This window comes from Pseudoclavibacter sp. Z016, assembly GCF_002931215.1.
GTDB lineage: Bacteria > Actinomycetota > Actinomycetes > Actinomycetales > Microbacteriaceae > Pseudoclavibacter.
In genome coordinates this window covers 1-26,958 of record NZ_PSTU01000024.1, presented here as the reverse complement: position 1 = coordinate 26,958, position 26,958 = coordinate 1, and the positions used below count along the sequence as shown (strand labels likewise).

The 26,958-nt window shown below is 70.2% G+C and carries 25 protein-coding genes; 16 read left to right on the top strand and 9 right to left on the bottom strand.

Translation table 11 applies throughout. The features are described from left to right. Positions 1–893: 893 nt before the first annotated feature. Both C5B99_RS18465 and C5B99_RS18460 read right to left on the bottom strand, forming a co-directional pair. A complete protein-coding gene (locus C5B99_RS18465; RefSeq protein WP_104244824.1) occupies positions 894–2,390 on the bottom strand; it encodes an RNB domain-containing ribonuclease in 1,497 nt (498 codons plus the stop codon). 61 nt (positions 2,391–2,451) lie between these two features. After that, positions 2,452–3,060, bottom strand: a complete 609-nt coding sequence (locus C5B99_RS18460; protein ID WP_104244822.1) for a hypothetical protein — start codon at positions 3,058–3,060, stop codon at positions 2,452–2,454. Between the two features lie 169 nt (positions 3,061–3,229). Here C5B99_RS18460 and C5B99_RS18455 point away from each other — a divergent pair, with 169 nt between their 5' ends. After that, entirely contained in the window at positions 3,230–4,288 is a 1,059-nt protein-coding gene (locus tag C5B99_RS18455; protein WP_181065058.1) for a cation-transporting ATPase, read from the top strand. 51 nt (positions 4,289–4,339) lie between these two features. On the opposite strand, the gene C5B99_RS18450 is transcribed toward C5B99_RS18455, so the two are convergent. Then, entirely contained in the window at positions 4,340–5,092 is a 753-nt protein-coding gene (locus C5B99_RS18450; protein ID WP_219819551.1) for an IclR family transcriptional regulator, read from the bottom strand. A 165-nt stretch (positions 5,093–5,257) separates the two neighbouring features. Here C5B99_RS18450 and C5B99_RS18445 point away from each other — a divergent pair, with 165 nt between their 5' ends. From C5B99_RS18445 to C5B99_RS18415, 7 genes are all read left to right on the top strand, one after another. After that, positions 5,258–6,613: an NAD(P)-binding domain-containing protein gene (locus C5B99_RS18445; RefSeq protein WP_104244878.1), complete on the top strand. Its 1,356-nt coding sequence runs from the start codon at positions 5,258–5,260 to the stop codon at positions 6,611–6,613. An 87-nt stretch (positions 6,614–6,700) separates the two neighbouring features. Next, positions 6,701–8,050, top strand: coding sequence for a TRAP transporter large permease subunit (locus tag C5B99_RS18440; protein WP_104244818.1), 1,350 nt, complete (start codon positions 6,701–6,703; stop codon positions 8,048–8,050). Between the two features lie 12 nt (positions 8,051–8,062). Beyond that, positions 8,063–8,326, top strand: coding sequence for a hypothetical protein (locus tag C5B99_RS18435; RefSeq protein WP_104244816.1), 264 nt, complete (start codon positions 8,063–8,065; stop codon positions 8,324–8,326). Positions 8,327–8,405: 79 nt separating this feature from the next. Continuing rightward, positions 8,406–9,491 carry a DUF4870 domain-containing protein gene (locus C5B99_RS18430; protein ID WP_104244814.1) on the top strand — a complete coding sequence of 362 codons (1,086 nt, stop codon included), beginning with the start codon at positions 8,406–8,408 and terminating at the stop codon, positions 9,489–9,491. Positions 9,492–9,636: 145 nt separating this feature from the next. Continuing rightward, positions 9,637–10,428, top strand: coding sequence for a FadR/GntR family transcriptional regulator (locus tag C5B99_RS18425; RefSeq protein WP_181062847.1), 792 nt, complete (start codon positions 9,637–9,639; stop codon positions 10,426–10,428). A 61-nt stretch (positions 10,429–10,489) separates the two neighbouring features. Further along, positions 10,490–10,993 (top strand): DUF5956 family protein, encoded by a 504-nt coding sequence (locus tag C5B99_RS18420; RefSeq protein WP_104244810.1) that lies wholly within the window; start codon positions 10,490–10,492, stop codon positions 10,991–10,993. Between the two features lie 97 nt (positions 10,994–11,090). Beyond that, positions 11,091–11,786 carry a cache domain-containing protein gene (locus C5B99_RS18415; RefSeq protein WP_104244808.1) on the top strand — a complete coding sequence of 232 codons (696 nt, stop codon included), beginning with the start codon at positions 11,091–11,093 and terminating at the stop codon, positions 11,784–11,786. A 58-nt stretch (positions 11,787–11,844) separates the two neighbouring features. On the opposite strand, the gene C5B99_RS18410 is transcribed toward C5B99_RS18415, so the two are convergent. Then, positions 11,845–12,024 carry a hypothetical protein gene (locus C5B99_RS18410; RefSeq protein ID WP_104244806.1) on the bottom strand — a complete coding sequence of 60 codons (180 nt, stop codon included), beginning with the start codon at positions 12,022–12,024 and terminating at the stop codon, positions 11,845–11,847. Positions 12,025–12,146: 122 nt separating this feature from the next. On the opposite strand from C5B99_RS18410, the gene C5B99_RS18405 reads away from it, so the two are divergent. Then, entirely contained in the window at positions 12,147–12,587 is a 441-nt protein-coding gene (locus C5B99_RS18405; RefSeq protein ID WP_104244876.1) for a VOC family protein, read from the top strand. Here the strand turns inward: C5B99_RS18405 and C5B99_RS18400 are convergent. From C5B99_RS18400 to C5B99_RS18385, 4 genes are all read right to left on the bottom strand, one after another. Next, entirely contained in the window at positions 12,584–12,967 is a 384-nt protein-coding gene (locus C5B99_RS18400) for a hypothetical protein (protein ID WP_104244804.1), read from the bottom strand. The two genes, C5B99_RS18405 and C5B99_RS18400, sit on opposite strands and share 4 nt — an antisense overlap. Positions 12,968–13,142: 175 nt before the next feature. After that, positions 13,143–13,400: a hypothetical protein gene (locus C5B99_RS18395; RefSeq protein WP_104244802.1), complete on the bottom strand. Its 258-nt coding sequence runs from the start codon at positions 13,398–13,400 to the stop codon at positions 13,143–13,145. A gap of 97 nt (positions 13,401–13,497) precedes the next feature. Then, positions 13,498–14,310, bottom strand: coding sequence for a 3-oxoacyl-ACP reductase FabG (fabG, locus tag C5B99_RS18390; RefSeq protein ID WP_219819681.1), 813 nt, complete (start codon positions 14,308–14,310; stop codon positions 13,498–13,500). Positions 14,311–14,448: 138 nt separating this feature from the next. Further along, a complete protein-coding gene (locus C5B99_RS18385; RefSeq protein WP_104244800.1) occupies positions 14,449–15,417 on the bottom strand; it encodes an aldo/keto reductase in 969 nt (322 codons plus the stop codon). A gap of 988 nt (positions 15,418–16,405) precedes the next feature. On the opposite strand from C5B99_RS18385, the gene glnT reads away from it, so the two are divergent. The 4 genes from glnT to C5B99_RS18365 are packed head-to-tail and all read left to right on the top strand — an operon-like array spanning position 16,406 to position 20,993. Continuing rightward, on the top strand, positions 16,406–17,872 hold the full coding sequence (gene glnT, locus C5B99_RS18380) for a type III glutamate--ammonia ligase (RefSeq protein WP_258063561.1): 1,467 nt from the start codon (positions 16,406–16,408) through the stop codon (positions 17,870–17,872). A 50-nt stretch (positions 17,873–17,922) separates the two neighbouring features. Next, a complete protein-coding gene (locus C5B99_RS18375) occupies positions 17,923–18,831 on the top strand; it encodes a glutamine amidotransferase (protein ID WP_104244798.1) in 909 nt (302 codons plus the stop codon). Further along, the gene (locus C5B99_RS18370; RefSeq protein WP_104244796.1) at positions 18,819–19,601 is read left to right on the top strand and encodes a protein glxC; all 783 of its coding nucleotides are present in this window, start codon (positions 18,819–18,821) and stop codon (positions 19,599–19,601) included. Before C5B99_RS18375 ends, C5B99_RS18370 begins: the two co-directional genes overlap by 13 nt. A 21-nt stretch (positions 19,602–19,622) precedes the next feature. After that, the gene (locus C5B99_RS18365) at positions 19,623–20,993 is read left to right on the top strand and encodes an FMN-binding glutamate synthase family protein (protein ID WP_201297698.1); all 1,371 of its coding nucleotides are present in this window, start codon (positions 19,623–19,625) and stop codon (positions 20,991–20,993) included. 109 nt (positions 20,994–21,102) lie between these two features. On the opposite strand, the gene C5B99_RS18360 is transcribed toward C5B99_RS18365, so the two are convergent. After that, complete coding sequence (locus C5B99_RS18360) at positions 21,103–21,645, bottom strand: AAA family ATPase (RefSeq protein WP_104244794.1); 543 nt, start codon at positions 21,643–21,645, stop codon at positions 21,103–21,105. Between the two features lie 321 nt (positions 21,646–21,966). Here C5B99_RS18360 and C5B99_RS18355 point away from each other — a divergent pair, with 321 nt between their 5' ends. The 3 genes from C5B99_RS18355 (at position 21,967) to C5B99_RS18345 (ending at position 26,659) form a co-directional block, all read left to right on the top strand. Continuing rightward, positions 21,967–23,211 (top strand): FAD-binding protein, encoded by a 1,245-nt coding sequence (locus C5B99_RS18355; protein ID WP_219819680.1) that lies wholly within the window; start codon positions 21,967–21,969, stop codon positions 23,209–23,211. Between the two features lie 281 nt (positions 23,212–23,492). Then, entirely contained in the window at positions 23,493–24,167 is a 675-nt protein-coding gene (locus tag C5B99_RS18350; protein ID WP_104244790.1) for a TetR/AcrR family transcriptional regulator, read from the top strand. A 14-nt stretch (positions 24,168–24,181) separates the two neighbouring features. Further along, on the top strand, positions 24,182–26,659 hold the full coding sequence (locus C5B99_RS18345) for a YhgE/Pip domain-containing protein (RefSeq protein ID WP_104244788.1): 2,478 nt from the start codon (positions 24,182–24,184) through the stop codon (positions 26,657–26,659). The last annotated feature ends 299 nt before the right edge of the window (positions 26,660–26,958 follow it).

Sequence of the window (26,958 nt, the reverse complement as noted above, 5' to 3'; positions counted from 1 at the left end):
TCTGCGCGCGTCGCCTGCGCACCGCCGGGCAACGCATCTGCGGCAAGAAGGTCACTTTCGCCCCACCCGGGCTCCCGGAGCGGGCAGAAAGTGGCCTACTCGGCGGCGGCGGATACGCGGCGCGGCGTCGCGCGGTTCAAGCGGGCTCATGCGGCTCAGCCGGGCTCAAGCGGATCCGGCAAGCTCACGCGGCTCAAGCGGGTCACTTTCGCCCCACCCGGGCCCCGCAACGGGATGAAAGTGGCCTACTCGGCGCCGGCAGCGGCAGCGGTGTAAGGGGCGGCGCCGCGGCGTCGCGCAGGTAGAGCGGGCTCACGCGGTTCAGATGGGCCACTTTCGCCCCACCTGGGCTCCCGAGATGGGCTGAAAGTGGCCTTCTTGGCAGCGGCAGCGGCAGCGGCAGCGGCAGCGGCAGCGGCAGCGCGGCGCCCGCGGCGCTGCGCGGTTCAGCGGGCTCGCGCAGGCCAGGCGGGCTCATGCGGCTCAGGCGGGTCACTTTCGCCCCACTCGGGCTGCCGGGATGGGCTGAAAGTGGCCTACTTGGCGGCGGCGGCAGCGGCGTCGCGCGGGCCAGGCGGGCCACTTTCGCCCCACTTGGGCTGCCGGGATGGGCTGAAAGTGGCCTTCTTGGCGGCGGTAGCGCGGCGCCCGCGGCGCTGCGCGGTTCGGCGGGCTCGCGCAGGCCAGGCGGGCTCATCCGGTCCAGATGGGCCACTTTCGTCCCACTTGGGCTCCCGGGATGGGCTGAAGGTGGCCTACTTGGAGGCGGCGGCGGGGGTGGCAGCGCGGCGTCGCGCGGTTCAGGCGAGCTCGCGCGGCTCAAGCGGGTCACTTTCGCCCCACCTGGGCCCCCGCGACGGGCTGAAAGCGCCCTACTCGGCGGCAGGGGCGGATCATGCGACGCTCAGCGTGACGGCGCGCTTCTCCGGATCAGCCGAGTCGACGCGGACTCGTATGGCGGCGCCCAGCTCCAGGGCCGCGGCGCCGCCGACGACCCTCGCCCGCACTGCGGGGTCGCGCAACAGCACGGTCGCCTTCGCCTGACCCGCATCGGCGGGCCCGGTGGGCGACGAATCGACGACGATCCCGTCGAGCTCCTCGCCCACACGGGGCGCGAGCAGGACCGCCTCGAGCAGATCGACCGCCGCCCGCTCGTACGCGTTCGCACGGCGTGAGCCCTCGGCCATCTCGCCGGGCAGCGCCTCGAGCGCATCCACGACCCACGACGGCACGGGTTCTCCGGCGCAGAACGCCAGCGCGATCTCGGTGCCGTAGCGGTCGACGAGGCGCCGCAGCGGGGCGGTCACGTGCGCGTACTCGGCGGCGATGGCGCTGTGGGATGCGGCGCTCGGCACGTCCGGATGCTCGGGCGTGCCGAAGGCCGCGTACCCGGCTCCGCGGAACAGGCGGGTGGCTTCGGTCGCGAACGCCGCGTACTCGGGCCGGGCCACGTCGATGGTCCTGACGAACTGGGCGTACGAGACCTCCGGTGCCCAGTCGAAGCCGAGGGAGGCGGCGACGCGACGCAGGCGCTCGACGTCCTCGTCGCGGGCGGGATCCAAGGTGCGCCAGATTCCCACTCCCGCCCGTCGCTGCAGGGTCGCGGCTGCGATTCCCGTGAGCAGCGACAGCTGCGCGTTGAACTCCTCGCAGGCGAGCGGCTCCCGCAGCACGAGCCGGTAGCGCTTGTCGTCGTCGCTGCGCTCGATCTCCTGGTCGGGCACCTCGAGCGTCGCGCCGCCGCGCGCGAACTGGGCGTCGATGCGCAGCCGGCCGATCTCCGCCAGCAGCCCGAGCAGCTCGTCGGCGGTTCCGGCGTCGAGCCGTGCCTGAACCGAGGGGTAGTCGAGTTGCGCCCGGGAACGCACCATGGATCGACGCACCTCGATGTCATCGAGCAGCGCGCCCGAGCTGTCGAGACGCATCCGCCACACGACGGCGGGCCGATCGACCCCGGGGAGCAGGCTCGCGGCGCCCTCGCTGAGCACGGCCGGGTGCAGGCCGAATCGGCCGTCCGGCCCGTAGACGGTGAGGGCGCGGCGGTGCGTCTCCGCGTCCAGCGCCCCACCGGGCTCGACGAAGGATGCGACGTCCGCGATCGCGTAGAACACCTCGAAACCGTCAGCGTCCTCGCCGGTGGCCTCGACGCGGCGAAGGAAGAACGCCTGGTCGAGGTCACGCGAGCCGACAGGGTCGAGGGTCACGAACGGCAGCTCGCGGAGATCGTGCCGCCCGGAGTCCGAGCCGAACTCGTGGGCTGCGGCTACCTCGGCCTCGGCTCGCGCGTCGGCTGGGTAGTCGGCCGGGATCTCGAGCTCGGTGCGGAGCCGCTCCAGATACGGGCCGAGCACCTCCGCGGCCGCACCGGCCTGCACAGCACGCGTGCTCATCGGCGGGGAACGGATGCAGGTTCGACGGTGAACTTCATGGCGTCACGCTACCCGCACCAGATCAGGGGGCGCCGATGCCGTCAGTGCCGTAGGTCATCGTCCACACCGTCTGCACGTTGTCGGCGACGGCTTTCGCCGACTCGACCTCGATGGTGTGGCTGGTCTCCGTGAGCAGGTACTGTCCGCCGGTGTCGACCGTGATCCCGGAATTCGTGTCCGACTGCAGGTAGCCGCGGATGCCGACGGAGCCCTCCATGTAGCCCGAGTAGGTGACGCGCAGCTTGGTGCCCTCCTGCGCGTAGCTCCATTGTCCGGTCGTCTCCGGGTCGGTGGTGATCGGGCCGAACGCGGAGAGGGTGGCGATCACCGTATCCGTCTCGCGGGAGGGGGAGATGAGGATCGACACGGTGCCCGTGTAGTCGACGCCGGAGGTCTCGATGAAGGCGATGACCGCCTCCGTGCTCTGGCCGACTGCCAGCTCGGTGTCGAAGGGCGTGAAGTTGCCTTCGATCGTGGAGAGGGCCGTGGATGCGGCGGCGAGGGGAGTTGCCAGGGCGGCGGCGAAGACGGGGGTGGTCCAGGCCGCGGTCGAGAGCAGTGCTCGGCGGGACGGGCGGCCAGGCGCAGGCCGTTCTGCGGTCGTGTGGCTCGAGGGGAGGAAGGAAGGCATGATGCTCCGGTCTGCGGCGTGGGGGCGCCGCTCTGCGAACGATACGGCCTGCGGGCGTCGGGCAGAAGAGGTCGGTTGTCGGACTCTGCCGGATGCTGCCTAAGACGCTCTGAGCGGACGCGCACGCGCTCCATACGTTCTCCATAGATCGATAGGTGACGATAGGCGCATGGTTGACTTCAACAAGATCCTCGGCGCGGCCTCGAAGGCCCTCGGCAACTCCGGCAATTCCGGGGGCAACCGGGGCGGCAAGAGCGGCTCCGGGGACTGGAAGGACATGGTCCGCAAGGTCGCCGATCAGGTGACGGGGGATGGGCAGCAGCCACGCGGCCAGCAGGGCTACCCCGCCCGGGACGCCGCGCAGCAGCGTGACCAGCACCAGCAGCGCGACCAGTACCAGCAGTCTGACCAGTACACCGCCCGCGACTCCGGCCCACGGTACGGGCAGCAGCCGCCGAGCGCTCCGAGCTATGGCTCGCGCCCGGCCTCTAATCCGAGCTCAGGGACTGCCGCGGACAAGGCGGCCATTGCGAAGTACGACTACCTCCTCAAGACCGCGGCGCCTGACCAGCTCGAGCAGGCGCACCGTGAGGCGTTCCAGCGACTCACGCCGGAGCAGCGCGACCAGGTGCGTGAGCGCCTGAGCGCGGAGTCCGGTCCGTACGACCGCCCGCAGTCGAGCTCCCCTGACGACCTGGCACGTGCGGCGACGCGCGGCGAGGTGCAGCGACCCGGGTTCATGGCGAAGGTGCTCGGGGCGGGCAAGCGCATCGCGGGCTCCCGCGGTGGCTCCAACTTCACGCCCGGCTCGAGTCGTGGCGGGTCCGCTCGCTTCGGCCGTGGCGCGGGCGTCGCCGGTGCAGCTGCGGCGGGTGTCGGGGCTGGTGCGCTCGGCGGCATCGCGCTCGGCGTCGTCGGCGGTGCCGTCGCCAGCTCCGTCGCGCTTCCGCTGATCGGCGACGCGATGGCATCCGGAATCGACTTCGACGGCATCGCCGCGTCCGGGATCGAGGGCTTCGAGGGGCTCACGGCCGACCTCGGCGAGTTCGGCGGGATCGGTGAGGCCGTCTCGGGGCTCGGCGACCAGGTCAGCGGATTCGGCGACCAGTTCGCGGGCGCCGGCGACCAGCTCACGGGCGCGGGCGACCAGTTCCTCGGCGGCGTCGAGGAGCAGGCAGGCAACTTCGGCTTCGACATCCCCGGCCTCGGAGACCTGTTCGGCAAGTGATGCACGCCTTGGCGCACCCGGGAGAAGGGCCGGCGCTGGGAGCCTGATCCGTCAGAGCTGCTCGCCGATGACGCGAGCTGCCTGGATGACGCGGGACCTGAACCTCGCGAGCCCGTCCTCGCTGATCGTCTCTTCCGTCGTCACGAGATTCACGACGCCGATGACGGTGCCGCGCGAGTCCGTGATGGCGGCCGTGAGGCTCACGGTTCCCGGGTAGCGCTCTGAATGGCTCTCGTAGGTGCCCGTCGCCGCGGCTTCGGCGAGCTCAGATCGAAGCGAGTCGGCGGTCTGATGCCGTCCGCTGGCGAGTGCGAGCCCCGAGTAGTCCTTCAGGAACTCGTCGAGTTCTTCCGGTGCGACGGCCGCGAGCAGCACCTTGCCGCCACCGACGTCGAGGTCGAGGCGCTGCCCGATCGGGAACCGGTAGCGGAGCGACTCGGGTGGCTCGACGCGCGCGACGAGGATGCGCGACCAGCCCGAGCGCACGTAGACGGACGACGTGAATCCGGTCGTCTCGGTGAGGTTCTGCAGCACCGGATGCGAGACGGAGGCGAGCCGATCCTGGAGCATGAACGCGTGCGCGTGCGCGAGGACGACGGGACCGAGCGTGTAGCCGGCCTCGGTCGAGTTGAGGTACCCGCGCCGCGCGAGGGTCGTGGTGATGCGCTGCGTGGTCGTGATGTGCAGGCCGGTGGCCTTGGAGATCTGCGTCAGCTTCAGCGGCGTCCGTGATGCCTCGACGCACTCGATGACGTCGAGCGCTCGTTCGAGCGTCCGGCCTTGATTGACGCGCTCAACGCTCACTGCGTTTTCCCCTCCGTGCCAGGTGATTCCTCAACGTACCACCGGGTGCAACGAGACCCTGCTTGGTCCCGTCCCTGGCCGCGAACGTGGACGCCTGCTATCGTTACGCGAAATCAACTTGCGCAGGGTGATAGAAAACTCTGCCTGATGACAACGGAGTCGTTCATGAGAATCGCTGTCCTCGGCCTCGGTGAAGCCGGAAGCATGTACGCGAAGGCGTTCGTCGAAGCCTCCTGGGAGGTCGTCGGCTTCGACCCCAGGAGCGTCGAGATCCCCGGAATGACCAGCGCCACCTCGATCGCCGAGGCGGTCGCCGGCGCCGACGCGGTGCTCGGCCTCACCACGGCGGCCCACGCCGCAGGGGCAGCGCGAGACGCGGTACCGCACCTCGAGCCGACCGCGGTGTTCCTCGACCTCAACGCCGGATCCCCGCAGCTGAAGCGGGCCGTCGCCGACGAGATCGGCGAACGCGCCAAGGTCGTCGACGGGGCCGTGATCGGCTCGGTGAAGAAGTTCGGCGCGCAGGTGCGCGTCATCCTCTCCGGCCCCGACGCGGACTCGGCCGCCGACGTACTGCGCTCCATCGGCGCCACTGCGGACGTCGTCAGCGACACCATCGGGGACGCATCCGGCCGCAAGCTCCTGCGCAGCGTGTACATGAAGGGACTCGGCGCGCTCATCAGCGAGGCCATGTCCGCCGGCCGTGCTGCTGGCGAGGAAGCGTGGATGCGCGCCCAGATCGTCGAGACCCTGGTCGACGGAGAGGCCGCCGTCACGCGTCTCGACGAGGGCACGCGCATCCACGCAGACCGGCGAAGCCACGAGCTCGGCGACAGTCTGGAGCTGCTGAGCGCGCTTCCGGGGAACTGGCCCGTCACCGAAGGCGCCAGGCGCCGACACGTCGACCTCGCCTTCGAGGCGAAGCCCGACTTCGCGGCGGAACTCGAGTCGGTGCCGACGGCGGCGCTCGGCGATGGCGGGGACCGGCTCGGATTCGCGCACTCGAGCATCAAGCCCATCTGGCCCTCCGGCCCGATCGCCGGACGCGCACGCACCGTGCTCGTCAATCCAGGCGACAACCGGGCCCTGCACGAGGCGCTCAAGGTGGTCCGGCCCGGCGAGGTGCTCGTCATCGCGGGTGGCGGGTACGCCGAGCGTGCGCTGCTCGGCGAGCTCATCGCGGAGCGCGCGGTCAACGCGGGGGTGCGCGGCATCATCGTCGACGGCGCAGTGCGCGACGTCTCCGCCATCGCCGAGATCGGACTACCCGTCTGGGCTGTCGCAGTCTCCCCGGCGGGCCCCTACAAGTCCGGCCCCGGGCGGGTCGGCGAGACCATCTCGCTCGGAGGCGCCATCTGCTCGACCGGCGACTACGTGGTCGCCGACGAGGATGGCGTGCTCGTCCTCCCGATCGACCGCGCGGTTGCCGCGCTCAGGGCAGGCCGGGCGGTGCTCGCCGATGAGGCGGGCCGCCGTGTCGAGATCCTGCGCCAGCGCGCCGAAGCGAATCCCAGCGCCTGATCCGGCGCACCAGACCATAGACAGCAAAGGAGCTGCCATGAGCATCACCGACCAGGGGCACCCGCCCCGCCGACGTAGGGGAGGGTCATGCCTGTCGCACTGATCGCCCTCGTCGCCTTCATCGCGACGATCGTCACCTGGAACGTCGTCGTCAAGCGCAACATGGCGGAAGCCATGATCCTCGGCTTCCTCGTCACGCTCGCCTTCGCCGGGTTCAACGCCCCCGAGTACGCCGTGACCGCCGTCGTCGAAGCATCCGAGAACCAGGTCCTCTACGCCGCCGTCGCGTTCGTCTTCATGACGCACTTCGTCGAGCGCACCGGCGTCATCGATCGCCTCATCGCCATCCTCTCCTCGCTCTTCGGCAAGCTGCCGGGCGGCCCCGCGATCGTCGACACGCTCGCATCCGGTGCCATGGGAGCCGTCGCGGGCGGCTCCAACACGGGCAACGCGGCCTCCTCCGGAGCGATCACCGGTCCGTGGATGGTGCGCACCGGATGGAAGCGCTCGCGCGCCGCGACCGTCATCGCCGGCAACGCGGGCCTCGGCACCGCGCTTCCTCCGAGCGCGTCCATGGTCATCATGATCGGATTCGCCGGCACGCTCGTGACGACCAGCGAGGTCTACCTGGCGCTGCTCGTCGCCGGCATCTACCAGTTCGTGTTCCGGATGGGCCTCATCGGCTGGTTCGTGAAGCGCGACAAGATCACGGCAGCCTCGGGACCCGAGATCCTGCCGTGGCGCAGCGCGATGAAGCGCGGCGGAACGTCGACCCTCATCTTCCTTGGCGCGATCATCCCGATCGCGATCTCGGTCGGGCCCCTCGCCGACGCCCTCAAGGCGTCGCCGGTGCTCTCCGAAGCCATGGGATCGATCTCGCTCATCGTGTGGATCCCGGTCCTCATCATGTTCTTCGCCGCGCTCGTCGCCTGGAAGGACCTGCCGCGCTCGCCGCGCGGATGGTGGGAGCTCATCACGAGCGGGGCGCCGAAGTTCTACACGATCGTCGCGCTCCTCTTCTTCGCCGTCGTCGCGAGCGAGGTGCTCGCCGAGCTCGGCCTCGCGGAGGACGTCGACAACCTGCTGAGCGGCGTCGACATCCCGCTGTGGCTGCTCGTGACGTTCATCGGGCTGCTGATCGTGCTGGTTGCGGGCCCGCTGTCGTCGACGGCAACCCTCACCGCCGTCGGTCAGGTGTCGCTGTTCACGCTCATCGCCGCGGGCATCGACCCGCTGCTCGCCGTCATCGCGATCCTCGTGTTCGCCTCGACGGAGGGCGCCTCCCCGCCCGCCTCCGGCGCCATCTTCGTCGCGAGCGGCCTCACGGGAGCCAAACCGGAGTCCACGTTCGTGCCGCTCATCATCTACTACGTCGTGCCGTTCTTCGCGCTCGGCGTCCTGATCGCGCTCGGGATCGTCCCGGTCCCCGGCGGATAGGAGTCTGAAATCATGCGCACCTCACTGCACCGCATCCTGCATCCGCTCTTCGGCATCGCGATGATCGTCTTCCTGCTGCTGGCGTTCGTGCTCGTCTTCGCCCAGGTCATCGGGCTCATCTTCGCGCAGCCCTGGCTCATCGAGGGAGCCTCGGAGACGCTCCTCCATCCGGCCATCATCTCGGCCATCGTCGTCGGCCTCATCGGCTACGCCCTCTTCAACTGCCTCCCGAAGGTGGAGAAGAAGGCCGAGCTGGAGGATGAGGACGAAGACTGACCGGGTCGATCTCGACGCCCGCACCCCGGATCGCCGCGAGCGATCTCGGCGTGCGGGCGTCTCCCGTTAGGCTCGCGTGATGGCGAACCGCAGCTATCTCTACGTTGTCGACGAGGTTCCGGGGCAGGGGGCTCCGCTCACTCGTGTCTCCGGGCTGTCGGAGTGGAACTGGGATGTGCCGCTCGTGCACGAGCTGCTCGTCTCGGGGTCTGGTCGGCTGGTGCCGTCGACGATCTGGGATGCGCCGGCGGCAGCGATCCTCGGCGACTACGACCAGGGCGTCGCCAACCTCGAGCGCCTCTTCGCTCGGCTCCCGCAGGACCAGGAGACGCAGCGGCAGATCGCCGAGGCGCGCAGCGTGCTGCGCGACCCCGCGAACCGTGGACGCTACCTGCTGCTCGAGGTCGCGGAGATCCACGCGCTCAGCGCCACGGACGACGAGAACCCGCACCCCGAGATGCTCCGGGAGGCGCAGGGGATGGTCTGCGACACCGAGCAGCACGTGGACGCGCTCATCCGCACAGCACTCGAGCTGCCGCCGGAGCGGCTGCAGGAGCTGACGGGCTCCGGGGCGTGGGCGAGCAACCTCTACTTCGAGCCGTCCGGAGAGCCGCAGCCGCCGGCCCAGGCGGCACCGGTCCAGGCGGCGCCGAATATCCCTGCGACGAGCCTGCCCTCCCAGAGCGCCCCGCCGACGAGCCCGAACGCACCGCAGTTCGCCCCGCCCACCGGTGCGTCGGCTTCGCCGGTCTTCCTGACGCGGCCGCTGGCGAACGGCGCGACACAGTGGAGCCTCGGGCTGATCGCGGTCATCCCGTTCCCGTTCGTGACCGCCATCACGGCAGGCATCGTGATGATCGCGGCCGGCCGGTCGCGCGCGCCCGCCACCGAGGAAGGCGAGCGAAACCGCACCAACGCCGCCAACTGGGGGCTCACCTACCTGCTCTCCTCGATCATCCTCATCGCCCTGCACATCGCGTTCCTCTTCGTCCTCGACGACACCTACTCGGGGTCGTTCTTCCCCATCGGCATCCCCATCACGCTCTGGTTCGCCGTCTCCGTGACGCACATCGTGTTCTCGATCGTGGGCAGCGTGAAGGCCTCGCGCGGAGTGGTGTTCGCCCCCATCGCGCTGCCGTTCTTCAGTCCGCGCCTGCGGGGCTGACCATCTTCAGTGCAGACTCGTCGCCTCTGGACGTCACTGGCGATTCAGGGGCCGATTCTGCACTCATGTTGGACAGGGGCCGCCGCGCCCGCCGCGTCTCATCTGCACCCTGCCAGTACAGGGGCGGATGGGCGACAATGGCGGGGTGCCAACGCCGCAGCGGACAAACCCCGAAGCCGGGGTGCCGTCGCGCCTGCGCAACGCGGTGTTTCGGTCCGTCGCCGACCAGGGCAAGGCCGCGCTCGTCGAGCGTCGCCTGAGCGTCGCCATCAACCGCGGCGTTCTGCAGGCAGGGGAGCGGCTGCCCCCGGAGAGCGAGCTCGCCAAGTCGCTCGGGGTCTCGCCGGTCACCGTTCGCGAAGCGCTGGTCCTCCTGCGGCAACGCGGCCTCGTCACGACGAAACGAGGACGCGGAGGCGGCAGCTTCGTCACCGCGGGCGCCGACCCTGCCTCACACGCCGCCGCCGAGCTCGCATCCATCTCCCGCACGGCGCTGCGTGACCTCGCCGCCCATTACTTCGCCGTCACCGCTGGCTGCCTCGAACTCGCAGCCTCCAGGGCTGCGCCGAGCGAGGTCGACGCGATCCGCGCTCGGCTCACGGCGTTCGGCGACGCCGCGATCTCCGGGCGGCAGGCTCAGCCGACGCCCGCGCTCTGGCGACACGTCGCCGACGACATCGTCGTCGAACTGTGCGCACTCGGGCAGTCGGTGCGGCTCACCAAGGAGCAGATGCGCGTGCAATCCGAGCTCTCCCCGCTGCTCGGGCTGCTCGCTGTGGACGACGCCGAGCGGGAGGCGCAGCGAGGCGAGATACTTGGACTCGTCGATGATGTCGCTCGGGGGGACACCGCTGGCGCGCGCGAGACTCTGCGCGCGACGGTGAGCGACGTCGTCGAACGGCTCGAGGCAAAGCGCAGGTCGCTGCTCGAGCGGTAGGCGCGCCGGCGCCGTGATGGTGCCGGGTGCCGGGGAACGACTATGGCTGGGGGGCCAACGTATGCCGATCAACGACAACGAGGTGAGGATCGCCGCACTCGCGGGGCTGCCGAACTGGTCTTGGAGCGACTTCACGGAGAACGTGATGCAGACCACCAACCTCATGAGGCTGGAGCCGAACGGGTGGCTGGCGCTCATCGCCTACCTCGCCGGCCCCAGCTGGGTGTATCAGGAGCCGGCGCGGTACGACCCCGTCGTCGAGACGGACGGCGGTGGCCAGCGTGTCGGCGGGCCAGCCGACGGTACCTTCTCAAGTGAGGAGGACATCAGCGGGATCCACGACGACATGGTCCAGTACCTCGCAGATGCTGGGGTGCCGGCGCCCCCGCGGGCGGTGCAGTGGATGCTGTGCCTCCCCGACGGGGTCACGGAACGAGACCTCGAGGGAGTGTGCCTCCGTGCGGCGCGGGACGTCGCACCCGACGACCACCGAAGGAACGCGCTCGAGGTGCACGCGGCGCTGCGGGTGCTGTTGAATGGTCGCATGTCGCCGCTCGCCTGGTGACGCGGAACGGGCTCTCGCCGATCTTCGCCGGTCGACCCAGTGAAAGCGGCCCTCCGCTGTGTACCATCGGCCAACACCGAGGCAGAGGAGCCGCTCCATGACGATCGACGCCACCGCAGTTCGACGCGGCCCAGCTGCGCTCCTCGACGACTACTTCCGATCGACACTCAACGTGCTCGAAACGCTCAGCCGCGACCTCGGTGCCGTGCTCGGCGACCTCGAGTCGCGGGGCGAACTCAGCGACCGTCGCCTCGACGAGCTGGTCGAGCCGCTCGCGCTCGCGGTCTTCACTCGTACCTGGCCGGCCGCGTTCGGGGCCGGATTCGTCGCATCCCTCGACCTTCGCGGCCCGTCCCGCGGCCACCTGTCCTGGTGGCAGGGCCCGATGCGCTCGCAGCTGCGGCTCGCAGCGCAGACGCCAAGCCGAGAGCACATCGACTACAGCGGATTCGAATGGTTCCGCGTGCCCCGGGAGACCGGCGAGGGTCATGTCGCGGGCCCGCACGTCGACTACCTGTGCAGCGACGAGTACACGCTCACCGTCAGCATGCCCGTCTGGAACGGGCGGCGATTCCTCGGCGTCGTCGCCATGGACCTCCTCGTCGACGACGTCGAACGAGAGCTGCTCCCGGCGCTGCGTGAGTTCGGCGACGTGAGCGTCGTGAACGCAGCCCAGCGCGTGCTCGCATCCACCGAATCGCGGCTCGCGCCGGGAGATTCGGTGCGCGACCTCGACGGCTACGGGAGCACCGACTGCGCGATCGCCGGGCTCCGCGTGCTCACCCGGGTCTAGGCCTCGACGCGCGGGACCTCGGGGCAGGTCGGAGTCCCGAGTCCGGGTTCAGTCGATCTCAGTCGATCTCGGGCGGAGCTGGCGGCTGCAGCCGCTGCTGCGCATCCGGGGTGCGCAGGTACTTGCGAAGGGCTTTGATGGCGAGGATCAGTGCCCAGATGGTGAGGACCAGGATCGCAAGGATGACCGCGAAGTAGGCGACCATCACGACGGTGTGCATTGGGTTGAGTCCGATCATCGATCGACGGTACGTCGCGAGACTGGGCGTCGGGTCAGTGGAAGCGGGCGGCGGATGCGGGTCACGCCGTAGCTCGGCGACACGACGGGAACATGGCTGCATCGACGTGCGACGATGCGGACATGAGTGCTCTCGCCCCATCCGAGTATCTGCCCGACCTCGTACCCGAGCTGCTCGTCACCGACGTCCGAATCAGCCTTGCGTTCTGGGTCGATGGATGCGGTTTCGAGGTGAAGTATGACCGACTCGAGGAGGGGTTCGCGTATCTGACCCGTGGCAACGCTCATCTCATGCTCGAACAGCGCGGCGTCGGCCGGAACTGGGTAACCGGGCCGCTCGAGCCGCCGCTCGGGAGGGGCATCAACTTCCAGATCTCCGTGGCCGATGCTGACGAGGTCGCGGCGGCTGTCCTCGCGACCGGTCGGGAGCTCTTCATGCCGCCAGAGACGAAGTGGTACCGGGCGGGTGGGGACGAAGTCGGGGTCCGCCAATTCCTTGTGACGGACCCCGACGGGTACTTGATCCGCTTCCAGGCGAGCCTGGGGCGGAGAGCTGCCAGCTAGCTCGTGACGGCTGACGTCTGGCGGCTGCGGCGGGCGGCGATGAACGAGCGCACGCCGGCCGTGATGAGGGCGACGAGCAGGACCAGCATGACGGTGCTGCTGATGACCGCGCCGGGGCGCTCGGCGGTGCCGGCGAAGAGGTCCCCCAGCTGGGCGACGTTCATGAGCGACCCGAGCGCGCCGAGGAGCGCGACGGCGAGCGCGCCGTGGATGGCGTGCTTGCGGAGCTTCGGGTTGCGGGCGATGAGGCCGGCGATGACGAGCAGGAGGCCGACGGCGGCCGGGATGAGGGCCGTGAGGCTGCCGGTGTCGCTGACGAAATAGGCGACCGCGCCCGTCACGACGAGGGCGGCACCGATGAGGATGGTGAGGAGAGGCATGCGGGATGGGATCCAATCTCGCGGTAGGCCAGCAGCGTCCTCGGCGGACCGCTTCGCGCGGGCTCAGCCCTGGCGCGCGACGGCCGGCGACGGAAGCGTCGCTGGTCGTTGGTGTCTGGTGAACCCAACTTTACCAGCTGGTCGGTTCCGGCCTCCGGCCGCCCGGTGCGCCTGTTCAGCTGCGGACTGCGCCCTCGATGGCGTCTCGCCCGGCCTCGCGGGTCGCGAAGGCGCCGAGGAAGGTGCCCTGCCCGTCGTGTGCGCGAAACTCTCCGTGCACGAGCTCCACGAACCCGGCGAAGTCGTCGCCGGAGGCCGTCTCCCGCATCGCGACCCAGAGTCCGTTCGCGGGGGAGAGCCAGCGGAGCTGTCGAGGAGCGGAATCGACGACCGCTCGGGTCGTGGACTCGCGGGGGATCTCGAGCAGGCTCATGGGGTTCCTCGGTTCAAGAGTGGATGATCGGATAGTTAGGTTAGCTAGCTAATCCTGAGAGTCGGCACAGGGTTCGCTGGACGCGGTGCTGCTCGGGTCAGCCCAGTGCATCCGGAGACTCGGGGAGCGTCTGGCCGCCGTCGACGACGATCGTCTGACCCGTGATGTATCCCGCCTCGCGGCTGGCGAGGAACGCCGCGGCGTAGCCGATCTCCTCGGCGCGGCCAAGTCTCCGCAGCGGGACTGCGGAGGTCATCGACGCGAGGTAGTCCTCGCCCATCTCGTCGAGTCCAGCGGATTCGACATTGCCGGGCAGGACTGCGTTCACGGTGATGGCGTGCTTCGCGAGCTCGATCGCGGCCGTGCGCATGAAGCCCAGCTGCGCGGCCTTGGAGGCCCCGTAGTGCGACCAGCCCGGGTAGCCGGTCGTCGGGCCCGTGATGGATGAGGTCAGCACGACCCGGCCGCGGCCTGATTCCTGTAGGGCTGGCAGGCAGGCCTGCACGGCGTAGATGGTGCCCTTCACGTTCGTGTCGAGCACTTCGTCGAGCTGTGCCGGCGTCATCGTCGCGAGGTCCGCCTGCGGGAAGATCCCCGCGTTGGCGCAGAGCACGTCGATGCCGCCGAACGCCGCCGCGGTCGACGCCGCAAGCGCGCGGCACGACTCGGGGTCGGTGACGTCAACCGTGAACCCCGAGATCTGGGCTCGAGTGTCCGCGTTCGCGTCCGCGTCGGCGACGAGCGAGAGCGCGGCGACGGCCGTATCCACCCCCGCCTGCGAGCGACCAGCGACCGCGACCCGCGCGCCCGCCTGCGCGAACACGCTGGCGATGCCGAAGCCGATGCCCTTCGTGCCGCCGGTGACGACGACGCGAGTGTCGGAGAGGTCGAACAGGGGAGCAGCTGGCATGGTGCGCCTTTCGCGAATGGGGTGGATGCGCCCATTCCATCGCCCCGGAAGGGCGCGATGCCCCTCCGGAAACCTGCCTGCGACCGCTCTTAACGCAGTGTTTACGCCCGCCGCTCGATCACCGCCAGGGGCGTCGGGTCACCACCAGAATGGAGGCTGGGTCACGTACGGCGCCTCGAGTCGCGCGACCTCGTCCTCGGTGAGCGTCAGCTCGAGGGCCGCGACGGCGTCATCGAGGTGCTTCGCCTTGGTCGCCCCGACGATGGGCGCTGCGACCGTCGGGTTGCGCAGCACCCACGCCAGTGCGACTCGTGCCATCGGGACCTCGCGCTCGGCCGCGATCTGCTCGACGACGTCGATGATGGGGCCGTCGGCCTCGGCATCGAACGCCTTCGCGACAGAGTCAAGTTCGGCGCGTGCCGTCGATTCGCCGCGCGGCCGGGTCAGGCGCCCCTTGCCGTTCGGCGAGTACGGGACGAGGCCGACGCCCATGTCGGCGCACATGGGGATCATCTCCCGCTCCTCCTCGCGCTTCAGCAGGTTGTACTGGTCCTGCATGGCGACGAACGGGGTCCATCCGCCCACCGCCGCGGCCTGCTGCAGCTTCGCGAACTGCCACGCGTACATCGACGATGCGCCGAGATAGCGCACCTTGCCGGAGCGCACGAGGTCGTCGAGGGCCTGCATGGTCTCCTCCACGGGGGTGCTGTCGTCGAAGCGGTGGATGTAGAGCACGTCGATGTGGTCGGTGCCGAGTCGCTCGAGGGACGCGTTCGCCTGTTCGAGGATCGCCGTGCGGGACAGGCCGGAGCCGCCGGGGCCGTCGTGCATCTTGCCGGAGAGCTTCGTCGCGAGCACGATCTCCTCCCGGCGGCTGAAGCGACGCATCGCGCGCCCGATGATCTCCTCGCTCGTGCCCTGCTGGTACACGTTCGCCGTGTCCCAGAAGGTGATGCCGAGCTCGACCGCCTGGCGGAGCAGCGGTGCTGCCGCGTCGTCGTCGAGGGTCCAGCTGTGCAGGCCGCGTGTCGGGTCGCCGAAGCTCATGCAGCCGAGTGCGAGGCGGCTGACGCGGAGGCCGGTGCGGCCGAGGTTCGTGTACTCCATGCCAGGAGCGTATGTCGCACCACCGACACCAGGGAGGCCCTGGCAGTGCCCCCTGCTTCGCGCCCTGCCCTGCCCTGCGCCCTGGCCTGCGCTGCGCCCTGCCCTGCCCCGCGCCCTGTGGCCTGGCCTGTCGGCTGCAGACCTGGGGCTAGGGCACCGGAAGGCGCCAGCTGAGGTGCGCAGGCGCGAGGTCTGCGGATGCGTGGGGGCTGCGGATGCGGTTTCGCTACACCTGGGGGTTGTGCACGCCTTTCCGGGCGCAGGGGTGCGCAGGCGCGAGGTCTGCGGATGCGGCTTCGCCAGACCTGGGGCTAGGGCACCAGGAGGTGCCAGCTGGGGTGCGCAAGTGCGAGGTCTGCGGATGCGTGGGGGCTGCGGATGCGGCTTCGCTACACCTGGGGGTTGTGCACGCCTTTCCGGGCGCAGGGGTGCGCAAGTGCGAGGTCTGAGCATGCGCGGGGTCTGCGGATGGGGCTTTGCGAGACCTGGGGGTTGTGCACGTCTGTTGGTGCGGAGGGGTGCGGATGCGCGAGGTCTGCGGGTGGGGCTTTGCGAGACCTGGGGGTTGTGTACGTCTTTGGGTGTGCTGGGGTGCGCAAGTGCGGGGTCTGCGCAAGTGCGGGGTCTGCGGGTGGGGCTTGGCGAGACCTGGGGGTTGTGCACGCCTTTTGGTGTGCGGGGGTGCGCAAGTGCGGGGTCTGCGCATGCGCGGGGTCTGCGGACGCGGCTTTGCGAGACCTGGGGGTTGTGTACGTCTTTGGGTGTGCGGGGGTGCGCAAGTGCGGGGTCTGCGGGTGGGGCTTCGCGAGACTTGGGGGTTGCGCACGTCTGGCGGTGCGCAGGGGTGCGCATGCGCGAGGTCTGCGGATGCGCGAGGTCTGCGGATGCGGATGCGCCCTCACCCTCACCCCGCTTCCCGTAACCCAGTGTTTACAGGGGCGAACGCTGTGGAAACATCCGTCTGTCTACTATTGGCGAACAAGGTTTCATGTCAGGTAACATCAACACCATGCGGGAGACGACCATGACACAACTAGCCCCCAAGCTGGTCGAAGGAGAGCTCGCGGCAGGCGACCGCATCACGCTCCGCGACCTCGCCCAGGCGCACGGCGTGCAGTTCATCCTCGCCACGTTCGTCGACCTCAACGGCAAGCCGTGCGCGAAGCTCGTGCCGACCTCGGCCGCCGACGAGCTCGAGGCGGGCGCCCTCGGCTTCGCGGGCTTCGCCGCCGGCCTCATCGGCCAGGAGCAGCACGACCCCGACCTCATCGCGATCCCCGACCTCGACTCGTTCACCCCTCTGCCGTTCGTCCGCGAGGGCCTCGCGCTCGTGCACTGCGACCCGCACGTCAACGGGGAGCCGTGGCCGTACGCGCCCCGCAACATCCTGAAGCGCGCCATCGCCGAGCTCGCAACGCGCGGCATGACCGCCAAGGTCGGCGCCGAGGTGGAGTACTTCCTCGTCGACCGCGCCGAAGACGGCACCCTCGCCCCCGCCGACAAGCGCGACAACGGCCCTCGCCCCTGCTACGACGCCCGCGGCGTGACTCGCATGTACGACCACCTCGCCTCCGTCTCGACCGCCATCAACTCGCTCGGCTGGGGCAACTACGCCAACGACCACGAAGACGGCGCCGGCCAATTCGAGCAGAACTTCGACTACGCCGACGCGCTCACGACCGCCGACCGCGTCATCACGCTCCGCTACATCCTCAACGTGCTCGCCGAAGAGCGCGGCATGACGGCGACGTTCATGCCGAAGCCCTTCACGAACCGCACGGGCACGGGCCTGCACCTCCACCTGTCGCTATGGAGCGAGCAGGACGAGCCGCTCTTCCCGGCGGGCCCGAGCGCGAGCGGCGCCGCCGCATCCGCCGCATCCACCGATGACGCCGCGAGCGAGTCGGCACCGGATGCGCGGGGCCTCGGCCTCTCGCCCGTCGCGTACGGCTTCGTGGCGGGGCTCCTCGAGCACGCGCCCGCCCTGCAGGCGTTCCTCGCTCCCTCGGTGAACTCGTACAAGCGGATCGGCACGGCCACGTCCAGCTCGGGCGCGACCTGGTCGCCGCGAAAGGCGTCGTACGGTGGCAACGACCGCACGCACATGGTGCGGGTCCCGGACAACAAGCGCGTCGAGCTCCGCTCGGGGGACGGTGCAGCGAACCCCTACCTGGCGGTCGCGACCTCGATCATGGCCGGCCTCGATGGCATCGACAACAGCATCGACCCAGGCAACCCCTCCGGCCCAGGCCAGGCGCCCGAAGGCGCGGCCGTGCTGCCCGCGACGCTCCTCCACGCCGTCGAGGCGCTGCGCCGCGATCCCGTGATCCTCGCCAGCCTCAGCGGCGACGAGGCCACCGGCCGCTACTTCGCCGACGCGAAGGAGACCGAGTTCCTCACCTGGCACGCGCAGGTCAGCGACTGGGAGCTCGACACCTACCTCACCGCCTTCTGACCCACCCGCATCCAGAGACCAGACAAGACCACCCCGAAAGGACCACGCCCGTGTGTGGAATCGCCGCGCTGCAGTTGCGCAACCCCCAGCTCAGGCCGCAGATGGGCGACCTGCTCCAGACCATGCTCTGCGAGATGGTCGACCGCGGACCCGACTCCGCGGGCCTCGCCGTGTACGACAACCCCGACCTCACGGGTAGCGCCGCGTCGACGCTCAGCCTCCTCGGCGGCACGCAGCTGCTCACCGTGGAGGAGCTCACCGCCGAACTCGAGCGCACCCTCCCAGCCGGGGCGGCGCCGAAGGTGTCCGTCGTGGGCGACACGACGCTCGTGAGCGGCGAGCTGTCGACGAGCATCCTCGCGGATGCGGTCAGCGCGGCCCTCCCCACCGCCACGATCATCGGCCGCGGCGGCCACCTCGCCGTCATGAAGAGCGTCGGCAATCCCATGGACGTCGCCTCCAACCACGGCCTCGAGTCCATGTCGGGGAGCCAGGGCGTCTCGCACACCCGCATGGCCACCGAATCGGCCGTGACCGCGGGCGGCACGCACCCCTTCGCCGTCGCCGACGACCTCTGCCTCGTGCACAACGGGTCCTTCTCGAACCACGCCTCCATCCGTCGCGAGCTGAAGCGCACGGGCGTGCAGTTCGACTCCGAGAACGACACCGAGGTCGGTGCGCGCTACATCGCCTCCCGCCTCGAGCAGGGCGACACCCTCGAGGAGGCGCTCATCAACCTCGGCGACGTCTTCGACGGCTTCTACACGCTTGTCGTCACGACCGCCGACAGCATGGCCATCGTGCGCGACCCCATCGCCTGCAAGCCCGCCATCGTGGCCGTCACCGACGACTACGTGGCCATGGCCTCCGAGTACCGCGCCCTCGCGCAGCTCCCCGGCATCGAGTCCGCCGACATCTTCGAACCAGTCCCCGGAAAGGTCTACACGTGGTCACTCTAGACAGCACCCAGTACGCGGCAGCCCCCGCACCCGCCCCCGCAGCTCCTCGCGCCGCTGCTCCCGCGGCGGCCCCCTCGTCGTCCGCCACGGCTGCGGCCAGCCCCACCACGATCGACCTCGCCGGCCAGGATGTGCGAGTCGTGAACGCAGCCGTCCAGGCGGCGGAAGACGGAACCAGGTGGAGCATCCAGCACCCCGCCGGCAAGCACAACGTGGCCGTCGGCATCAGCTCGGCCATCGACGTCACGATCGACGGGCACGTCGGCTACTACGCCGCCGGAATGCACCAGCGGGGCGCCGTCACCATCAACGGCAACGCCGGAGTCGGGCTCGCCGAGAACATCATGAGCGGCAGCGTGCACGTCACGGGCGACGCCTCCCAGTCCGCCGCCGCGACCGGCCACGGCGGCCTCGTCGTCATCGACGGCAACGCCGGAGCCCGCTGCGGCATCTCCATGAAGGGCGTCGACATCGTCGTGGGTGGCAGCATCGGGCACATGTCGGCGTTCATGGCGCAGGCCGGACGCCTCGTCGTGTGCGGCGACGCCGGGGAGGCGCTCGGCGACTCCATCTACGAGACCCGCATCTACGTGCAGGGTGCCGTCGAATCGCTCGGCGCCGACTGCATCGAGAAGCCCATGCGCGAGGAGCACCTCGCCGAGCTCGCCGAGCTGCTCATCGCAGCCGGCCGCGACGACGACCCGGCCGCGTTCAAGCGCTACGGCTCGGCCCGCAAGCTCTACCACTTCAACGTCGACAACGCCTACTAGGCCGAGCAGGAAGCGCCAATCATGACTCTCATCGACCAGCCCACGTCCACCGTCGGCGCACCGCAGTCACCCGCTCGCCTCGCCGAGCTCGGCCTCCGCGAGTCCGCGACGTTCGACCGCGCGACGATCTCCGACATCCAGCGCGCCGCCCGCACGGGCATCTACGACATCCGCGGGTGGGGCGCGAAGCGGCAGCTGCCGCACTTCGACGACCTGCTGTTCCTCGGCGCATCCATGTCGCGCTACCCGCTCGAGGGGTACCGCGAGCGCTGCGGCACCGACGTCGTGCTCGGCGATCGCTTCGCCTCGAAGCCCCTGCACCTCGACATTCCGGTCACGATCGCCGGGATGAGCTTCGGCGCTCTCTCCGCGAACGCCAAGGAGGCCCTCGGGCGCGGCGCCTCCGAGGTCGGCACCTCGACGACGACGGGCGACGGCGGCATGACGCCGGAGGAGCGTGGACAGTCGAAGCACCTCGTCTACCAGTACCTGCCCTCCCGGTACGGCATGAACCCCGACGATCTGCGCAAGGCGGATGCGATCGAGATCGTCCTCGGCCAGGGCGCGAAGCCTGGCGGCGGCGGCATGCTGCTCGGGCAGAAGATCACCGAGCGCGTCGCCGGGATGCGGACCCTGCCGATCGGCATCGACCAGCGATCCGCGAGCCGCCACCCCGACTGGACGGGCCCGGACGACCTGACCATCAAGATCGCCGAGCTTCGCGAGATCACCGGCTGGGAGAAGCCGATCTACGTGAAGATCGGGGCATCCCGCCCCTACTACGACACGGCGCTCGCCGTGAAGGCCGGTGCCGACGTGGTGGTGCTCGACGGCATGCAGGGAGGCACGGCTGCGACGCAGCAGGTGTTCATCGAGAACGTCGGCATCCCGACGCTCGCCGCGATCCCGCAGGCCGTCGCGGCGCTCCAGGAGCTCGGCATGCACCGCAAGGTGCAGCTCATCGTGTCCGGCGGCATCCGCACGGGAGCCGACGTCGCGAAGGCCATGGCGCTCGGCGCCGACGCCGTCGCGATCGGCACGGCCGCGCTCATCGCGCTCGGCGACAACGACCCCCGCTACCAGCAGGAGTACGCCGACATCGGCTCGGCCGCCGGCTTCTACGACGACTTCCAGGACGGGCGCGACCCGGCCGGCATCTCGACGCAGGACCCGGAGCTCGCCTCCCGCCTCAACCCCGTCGAGGGAGGGCGTCGCCTCGCGAACTACCTGCGCGTGCTCACCATGGAGGCGCAGACCATCGCCCGCGCGTGCGGCAAGTCGCACATCCGCAACCTCGAGCCGGAGGACCTCGTCGCGCTGACCGTCGAGTCGGCCGCGATGGCGAACGTGCCGCTCGCCGGCACGAGCTGGATCCCCGGCAAGCAGTACTAGGGCGACGGCCGGTTTGCGGCCACCGACGCCGCCTGACCGACTTCCGTGACGAGACCCCCACCTCCCGGCCTTGAAGCCCCGGAGCTGGGGGTCTTGTCACGGAGGCTGGTCAGCGCTCCAGGCCGGCCGCCTCGAGCCCCGCGAGGCGCTCGGCTCGGTCGCCCGTGAGCTCCACGACGCGTGGGCCGCTGAGCTCCGGCTCGGCGGCGAGGTCCAGGAGCGCGTCGTTCATGGCATCCCGGAGTTCGAGGTCCTCGTCATCGCTCACCGAGATCTGGTCGCGGTAGGCGAGGGGGAGCAGCACCAGGAGATCCACCCGCTCGGCCGCGTGCCGGGTGAGCGCTGCACCGCGCCGGATCGCTGCGCGCGAGCGCCCGGGCCTGCCGAGCGCCTCGAGCGCGTGCAGGTAGGCGAGGAAGTCGAGAGGGCCGCGCTCCGCGATGACGTCCGAGCCTTCCGGCAGCTCGGCAAGCCGGTGGGCGGCGATGTCGAGCTGGCGGCTGAAGAGGGCCGCGTCGAGGTCGTCGAAGCGGTCGTCGAGGAGCTCCTCGAAGGGGTCGGGGAGGACGCGGTACTCCGGATGCGCGGCCACGAAGTCGCCGATGAGCGTGCTCTTGCCGCTTGCGTGGGTTCCCGACACGACGATCCGCATGGCAGGCGAGCCTAGGTGGTGCGCGGCTTCACCGCCAGGGGGCGGGTCCGCGAGCTCGCGCTCGGCTGGCCAACATCAGTGCGAAGACAGCGCGTTGCCGGTGTCCTGCGGCGGTTCGGCGCGAAATCGCACTCATGTTGGTCAGGCGGGCCAGCGTGCTGCCCGAGTCGGACGTGCGGGTTTGGTCGCGGAAGTCGGCCAGCGACTGATCAACCCGCCTTGCCCCCGTATGGTGGTCGGCGGTGGAGCTTCGGGCCTGACTCTCTGGCCTGGCTCCGCCGGGTGCATCCACTTCGCAACGTCGCAGAAAGCAGGACCGCAGTGACCTCCAACTGGGCCGGGAACATCACCTTCGAGGCGGAGCAGATCGCCACCCCCACGAGCACGGCCGAGGTCAGCGAGGTGGTGCGGGCTGCGGTGGCCGGCGGGCACTCGGTGCGCGCGCTCGGCAGTGGGCACTCGTTCAACCGCATAGCGGACACGGGCGGCGTGCAGGTCTCGACGCGCGGCCTGCGCAGCCCGCTCCGCATCGACGAGGACCGGCGGTGGGTGTCCATCGGAGCGGGCACCCGCTACGGCGAGCTCGCGATCGACCTCGCCGAACACGGCCTGGCGCTCGCGAACCTCGCCTCCCTCCCGCACATCTCCATCGCGGGTGCGGTCGCCACGGGAACGCACGGCTCCGGCAACACCAACCGGAGCCTCGCGGCAGCCGTCGCCGCCATCGAGTTCGTCGCCGGCGATGGGGATGTCGTCGTGCTCGAGCGGGGAGACGAGGGGTTCGACGGGGCCGTCGTGTCGCTTGGCGCTCTCGGCGTCGTCACGCGCATCCGCCTCGACGTCGTGCCCCACTTCGAGGTGCGGCAGCGCGTCTTCGAGAACCTGCCGTTCGCGGCGCTGCTCGAGAACTTCGACGAGATCACGGGTGCCGGGTACAGCGTGAGCGCCTTCACGACGTGGGCGGAGCCCGAGCTCATCGACCAGGTGTGGGTGAAACAGCTCGCGAGCGAGGTGGCACCTGGCGACTTCTTCGGCGCAACACCCGCCACCGAGGCGATGCACCCCATCCGCGGCGTCTCCGCCGTGGCCTGCAGCGAGCAGTTCGGCGTCGCCGGCCCCTGGTACGAGCGCCTGCCGCACTTCAAGCTCGAGTTCCAGCCCTCCAACGGCGCCGAGCTGCAGAGCGAGTACCTCATCCCACGGCTTCGGGCGCAGGATGCGCTGCTCGCGCTTGCGGGCATCGCCGACCGCATCCGCCCCCACCTGCTGGTCAACGAGGTGCGGACGGTCGCGCGCGACTCGCTGTGGCTGAGCCCCATGCACGGCAACGACGTCGTCGGCCTGCACTTCACGTGGAAGCAGGACCCGGAGGTCGCCGAGCTGCTGCCCCTGCTCGACGAGATCTTCGCGCCGCTCGGAGGGCGCCCCCACTGGGGCAAGGTGTTCGACGAGCGCGTGAGGGCCTCGGAACTGTACCCGCGCTTCGCCGACTTCCGGAAGCTCGTCGAACGCTACGACCCCAGCGGCGTCTTCGCGAACGACTTCACGCGGCGCGTGCTGCGGTAGCGCGGCGGCCCGCGCGCTGGCGGTGCGCCGGGGGCCGCTCGCCGCGACGCCTGACCAACTTCAGTGCAATTCGGCTTCGTTTCGCGGCCCCGCGCCCGAATCTGCAGGTTTCTGCACTGATGTTGGTCAGGGCTTGCGGGCATCTGGCGTCCGTCCCTGGTTCGACCCCGGTCCGCTCTGGCCTGGCCTGGCCTTACCCTGGCCATCTCCGGTCTGGCCCTTGCGTTCTCACTCGATCGTGCTAATTTACATTTGTAAATTAGATCTGATCGAGGAGTGCCGTGAGCCAGGAAGATGCGAGGTTCGTCCGTTCGCGGGCGGCGCTCGTCGCAGCCGTCGTCGAACTGCTGGATGAGGGGACGGATGCGGCGCAGCTCAGCATCACCGACATCGTCGGTCGCGCAGGAGTGAGCCGCCCCACCTTCTACAAGCACTTCGACGACACCGCCGCCCTCATCCGCGAGGCCGCGCTGCGGCGTCTGCAGTCGGCTTTCGACCGCATCCCGAGCGTCGGCGACGACCCCTCGTGGCCGACCTTCGTGCGGGGCACGCTGCGCGCCCTGCTCGGCGAGCTCGCCGCCGACGCGCCCTTCTACCGGGCGGCGCTCGAGAGCAGCTTCGGTCTCCTCACGGGCGACATCATCGCCTACCTCGCGACGCGCCTGCTCGACTCGTCGCCGCTCGGCCCCGTCATCCGCCGCCGCCGCGGTCCCGACACCCCGCAGGATCGCGCCGAGTTCCTCGCGGCCGGCGCGATGTGGCACGTCACGAGGTGGCTCTTCGCCGCCGCTGAGGTCGCGACCCCGGCCGAGGCGGCCACGGCAGCCGGCACGGCAGCGGATGCACGCGCATCCATCGACGAGCTCGTCGAACGCCTCTCCTCCCTGCTTCTCGCATCCTCCGGCGCGACTGTCGCCGAGCTTGACGCCCTCCGCGTCGAGCACGCTCGCTCATAGGACTCCCCACGCCCATGCGTTCCTTTTCCCTCCCCGACTTCGTGCGCACGCACCGGCGGACGCTCGTCGTCATCGTCGGCATCATGCTCATCCCCCTCATCTACGCGGGCTCGCTGATCTGGTCGAACGAGGACCCGACGCACCGCCTCGACCACATCAACGCGGCGATCGTGAACAGCGACCAGGCTGCGACGCCCGCAACGACGACCGACGGCGAGCCCGCCGAGCCCGTCGACCTCGGCGCGACGCTCACCGAGAAGCTCGTCGACAGCACCGAGTCGAACAACTTCAGCTGGCACGAGATGTCGGCGGACGAGGCGCAGAGCGCGCTCGAGTCCGGCCAGGTGCTCGCCGTGCTCGACATTCCGGCGGGCTTCTCGGCGGCAGCTGTCTCGGCGGGCGGCGACGACCCGCTCGATGCGGCGATCGCCCGCCTCTCCATCACCACCAACGACGGCGCGAACATCATCGTCGGCAACATCGCGTCGACGGTCGGCACCACGGTCGCAGACGAGCTCGCCGCCGAGGTCTCCGACGAGTACCTCCGCAACGTCTACGTGGGCTTCACCGACATCCACGAGAGCGTCTCGGAGGCTGCCGACGGGGCGACCGAGCTCAACGACGGCGCCGAGCAGGCGCGCTCGGGGTCCGGTGAGCTGGTGGTCGGCCTCGGGCAGCTACGGGAAGGCGGCATCGCACTTGCCGACGGCAGCGCGACCCTCGCCGATGGGGCGACCCAGGTGGATGCGGGGGTGCAGCAGCTCAACACCGGCCTCGTCACCGCCAGCTCGGGTGCCCAGCAGCTCAGCTCCGGCGCCGCGGACGCGAACACGGGCGCGCAGCAGCTCAGCGCGGGCGCGGCCAGCGCGAACGGCGGCGCGCAGGAGCTCAGCACGGGGCTGGGCACGGCGAGCTCCGGCGCGCAGCTCCTCAGCGATGGACTCGCAGAGCTGTCCACGGCCGCCACCGACCTGCCAGGGAACGTCACCGCCCTCACATCCGGTGCCACGGCGCTCGACACAGGGGCGACAGCTCTTGCTGGCGGAGTGGACACCGCCTTGACCGGAGCCGAGACACTCAACGGCGGGGCGTCGCAGCTGGCGTCGAGCACCAGCGAGCTCTCGGGTGACGTCGACTCGCTGCTCTCGAGCTGGGACACGCTCTCGGACGAGCAGCGCAAGGAGCAGATCACGCAGCTCTCCGAATCCGCACAAGCCGCCGACACGCAAGCCGCGGGGCTCAGCGCCGGCATGACGGGCCTGGTCGGCGACGCGGCGGCCGGTACGGGGCTCAGCTTCCTCCAGTCGAAGTCGGCAGACCTCGCGGCCGGTGCAACCCAGCTCTCCGAATCCGTCGCGCCGCTCAGCGGCAAGGCCGACGAGCTCGTCGCGGCTATCTCGACGGCTTCGACGAAGTCCGCAGAACTCGCGGCTGGCGCTTCGCAGCTCTCAACCGGCGCGTCGACCCTCGCGACGGGCACGCAGTCCCTCGCCGACGGCGCAGCCACTTTGGCGACGGGCACGCAGTCCCTCGCCGATGGCGCATCCACGCTTTCGACGGGAACGCAGACGCTCTCGGCTGGTGCATCCACCCTCGCGCAGTCGACGCCGCAGCTTGCCTCCGGCGCGACGCAGCTCGAGCAGGGCGCGACGACGCTCGCCGACGGGACGGCCGACGCGGAGTCGGGCGGCACCGAGCTGAACGACGGCATCACGCAGCTCGCGGACGGCAGCAAGACCCTCGCCGACGGCCTCGACGACGGGGTCTCCGACATCCCCAGCTACACGGATGCGCAGGCCGACCACCTCGCCGGGGTCACGTCGACGCCCGTGGAGATCACGAAGACCCGCCTCAACGAGGTGCCGGCATACGGCTACGGTCTCGCGCCGTACTTCATGACGCTCGGCCTCTGGGTCGGCGCGCTCGCCTTCTACCTGATGTTCCCGCCGCTGCGGGAGCGGCTCGTGCTCGGCCGCCAGCCGGCGATCGTCGTGGCGCTGCGCAGCTTCGCACCCGGTGCGATGCTCGGCGCGGCCCAGAGCCTCCTCATGCTCACGATCGTGCGGTTCGGTCTCGGCCTCGAGCCGGCGAACATGCTCGGGCTCGTCGCGCTCGCGCTGCTCACGAGCGTCACGTTCGTCGCCGTCAACCAGGCCTTCAACGCGCTGCTCGGCCCTCCCGGTCGATTCCTCGCGCTCGTCATGATCGTGCTCCAGCTCTCTTCGGCCGGCGGCACCTACCCGGTCGAGACGGCGCCCGCGTTCTTCCAGCTGATCCACTCCTGGCTGCCGCTGAACTACGCCGTCACGGCGTTCCGCTCACTCGTGGCCGGCGGGTCGATCGGCATCGGCGAGGCATACGGGATGCTCACCGTCTGGCTCGTCGCCGCCCTCGCGCTCACCACCCTGTCGATCGCGCTCAAGCGGCGCCGGGAGCGGCTCAAGCCAGCGGCGGCTCCGTCGGCGGTTTCGGAGCCGGTTGCGGTTCGGTAGTTGTCGGCGGGCGAGCGTCTCGTCCGCTCTCCTACCGTGTTCGGGATGGGTTTGACGCTTCGGGATGGGGTGCAAGCCATCCCGAAGCGTGGAACCCACCCGGAGACTGCTCGCGGGGGCCGCGGGGGTCGGTCGGGTCCGCGTGGGTTCCGGCGGGCGGGCTCGCGCTGCGTGCGCTCTCCTGCCGTGTTCGGGATGGCTTTGACGCTTCGGGATGGGGTGCAAGCCATCCCGAAGCGTGGAACCCACCCGGAGACTGCTCGCGGGGGCCGCGGGGGTCGGTCGGGTCCGCGTGGGTT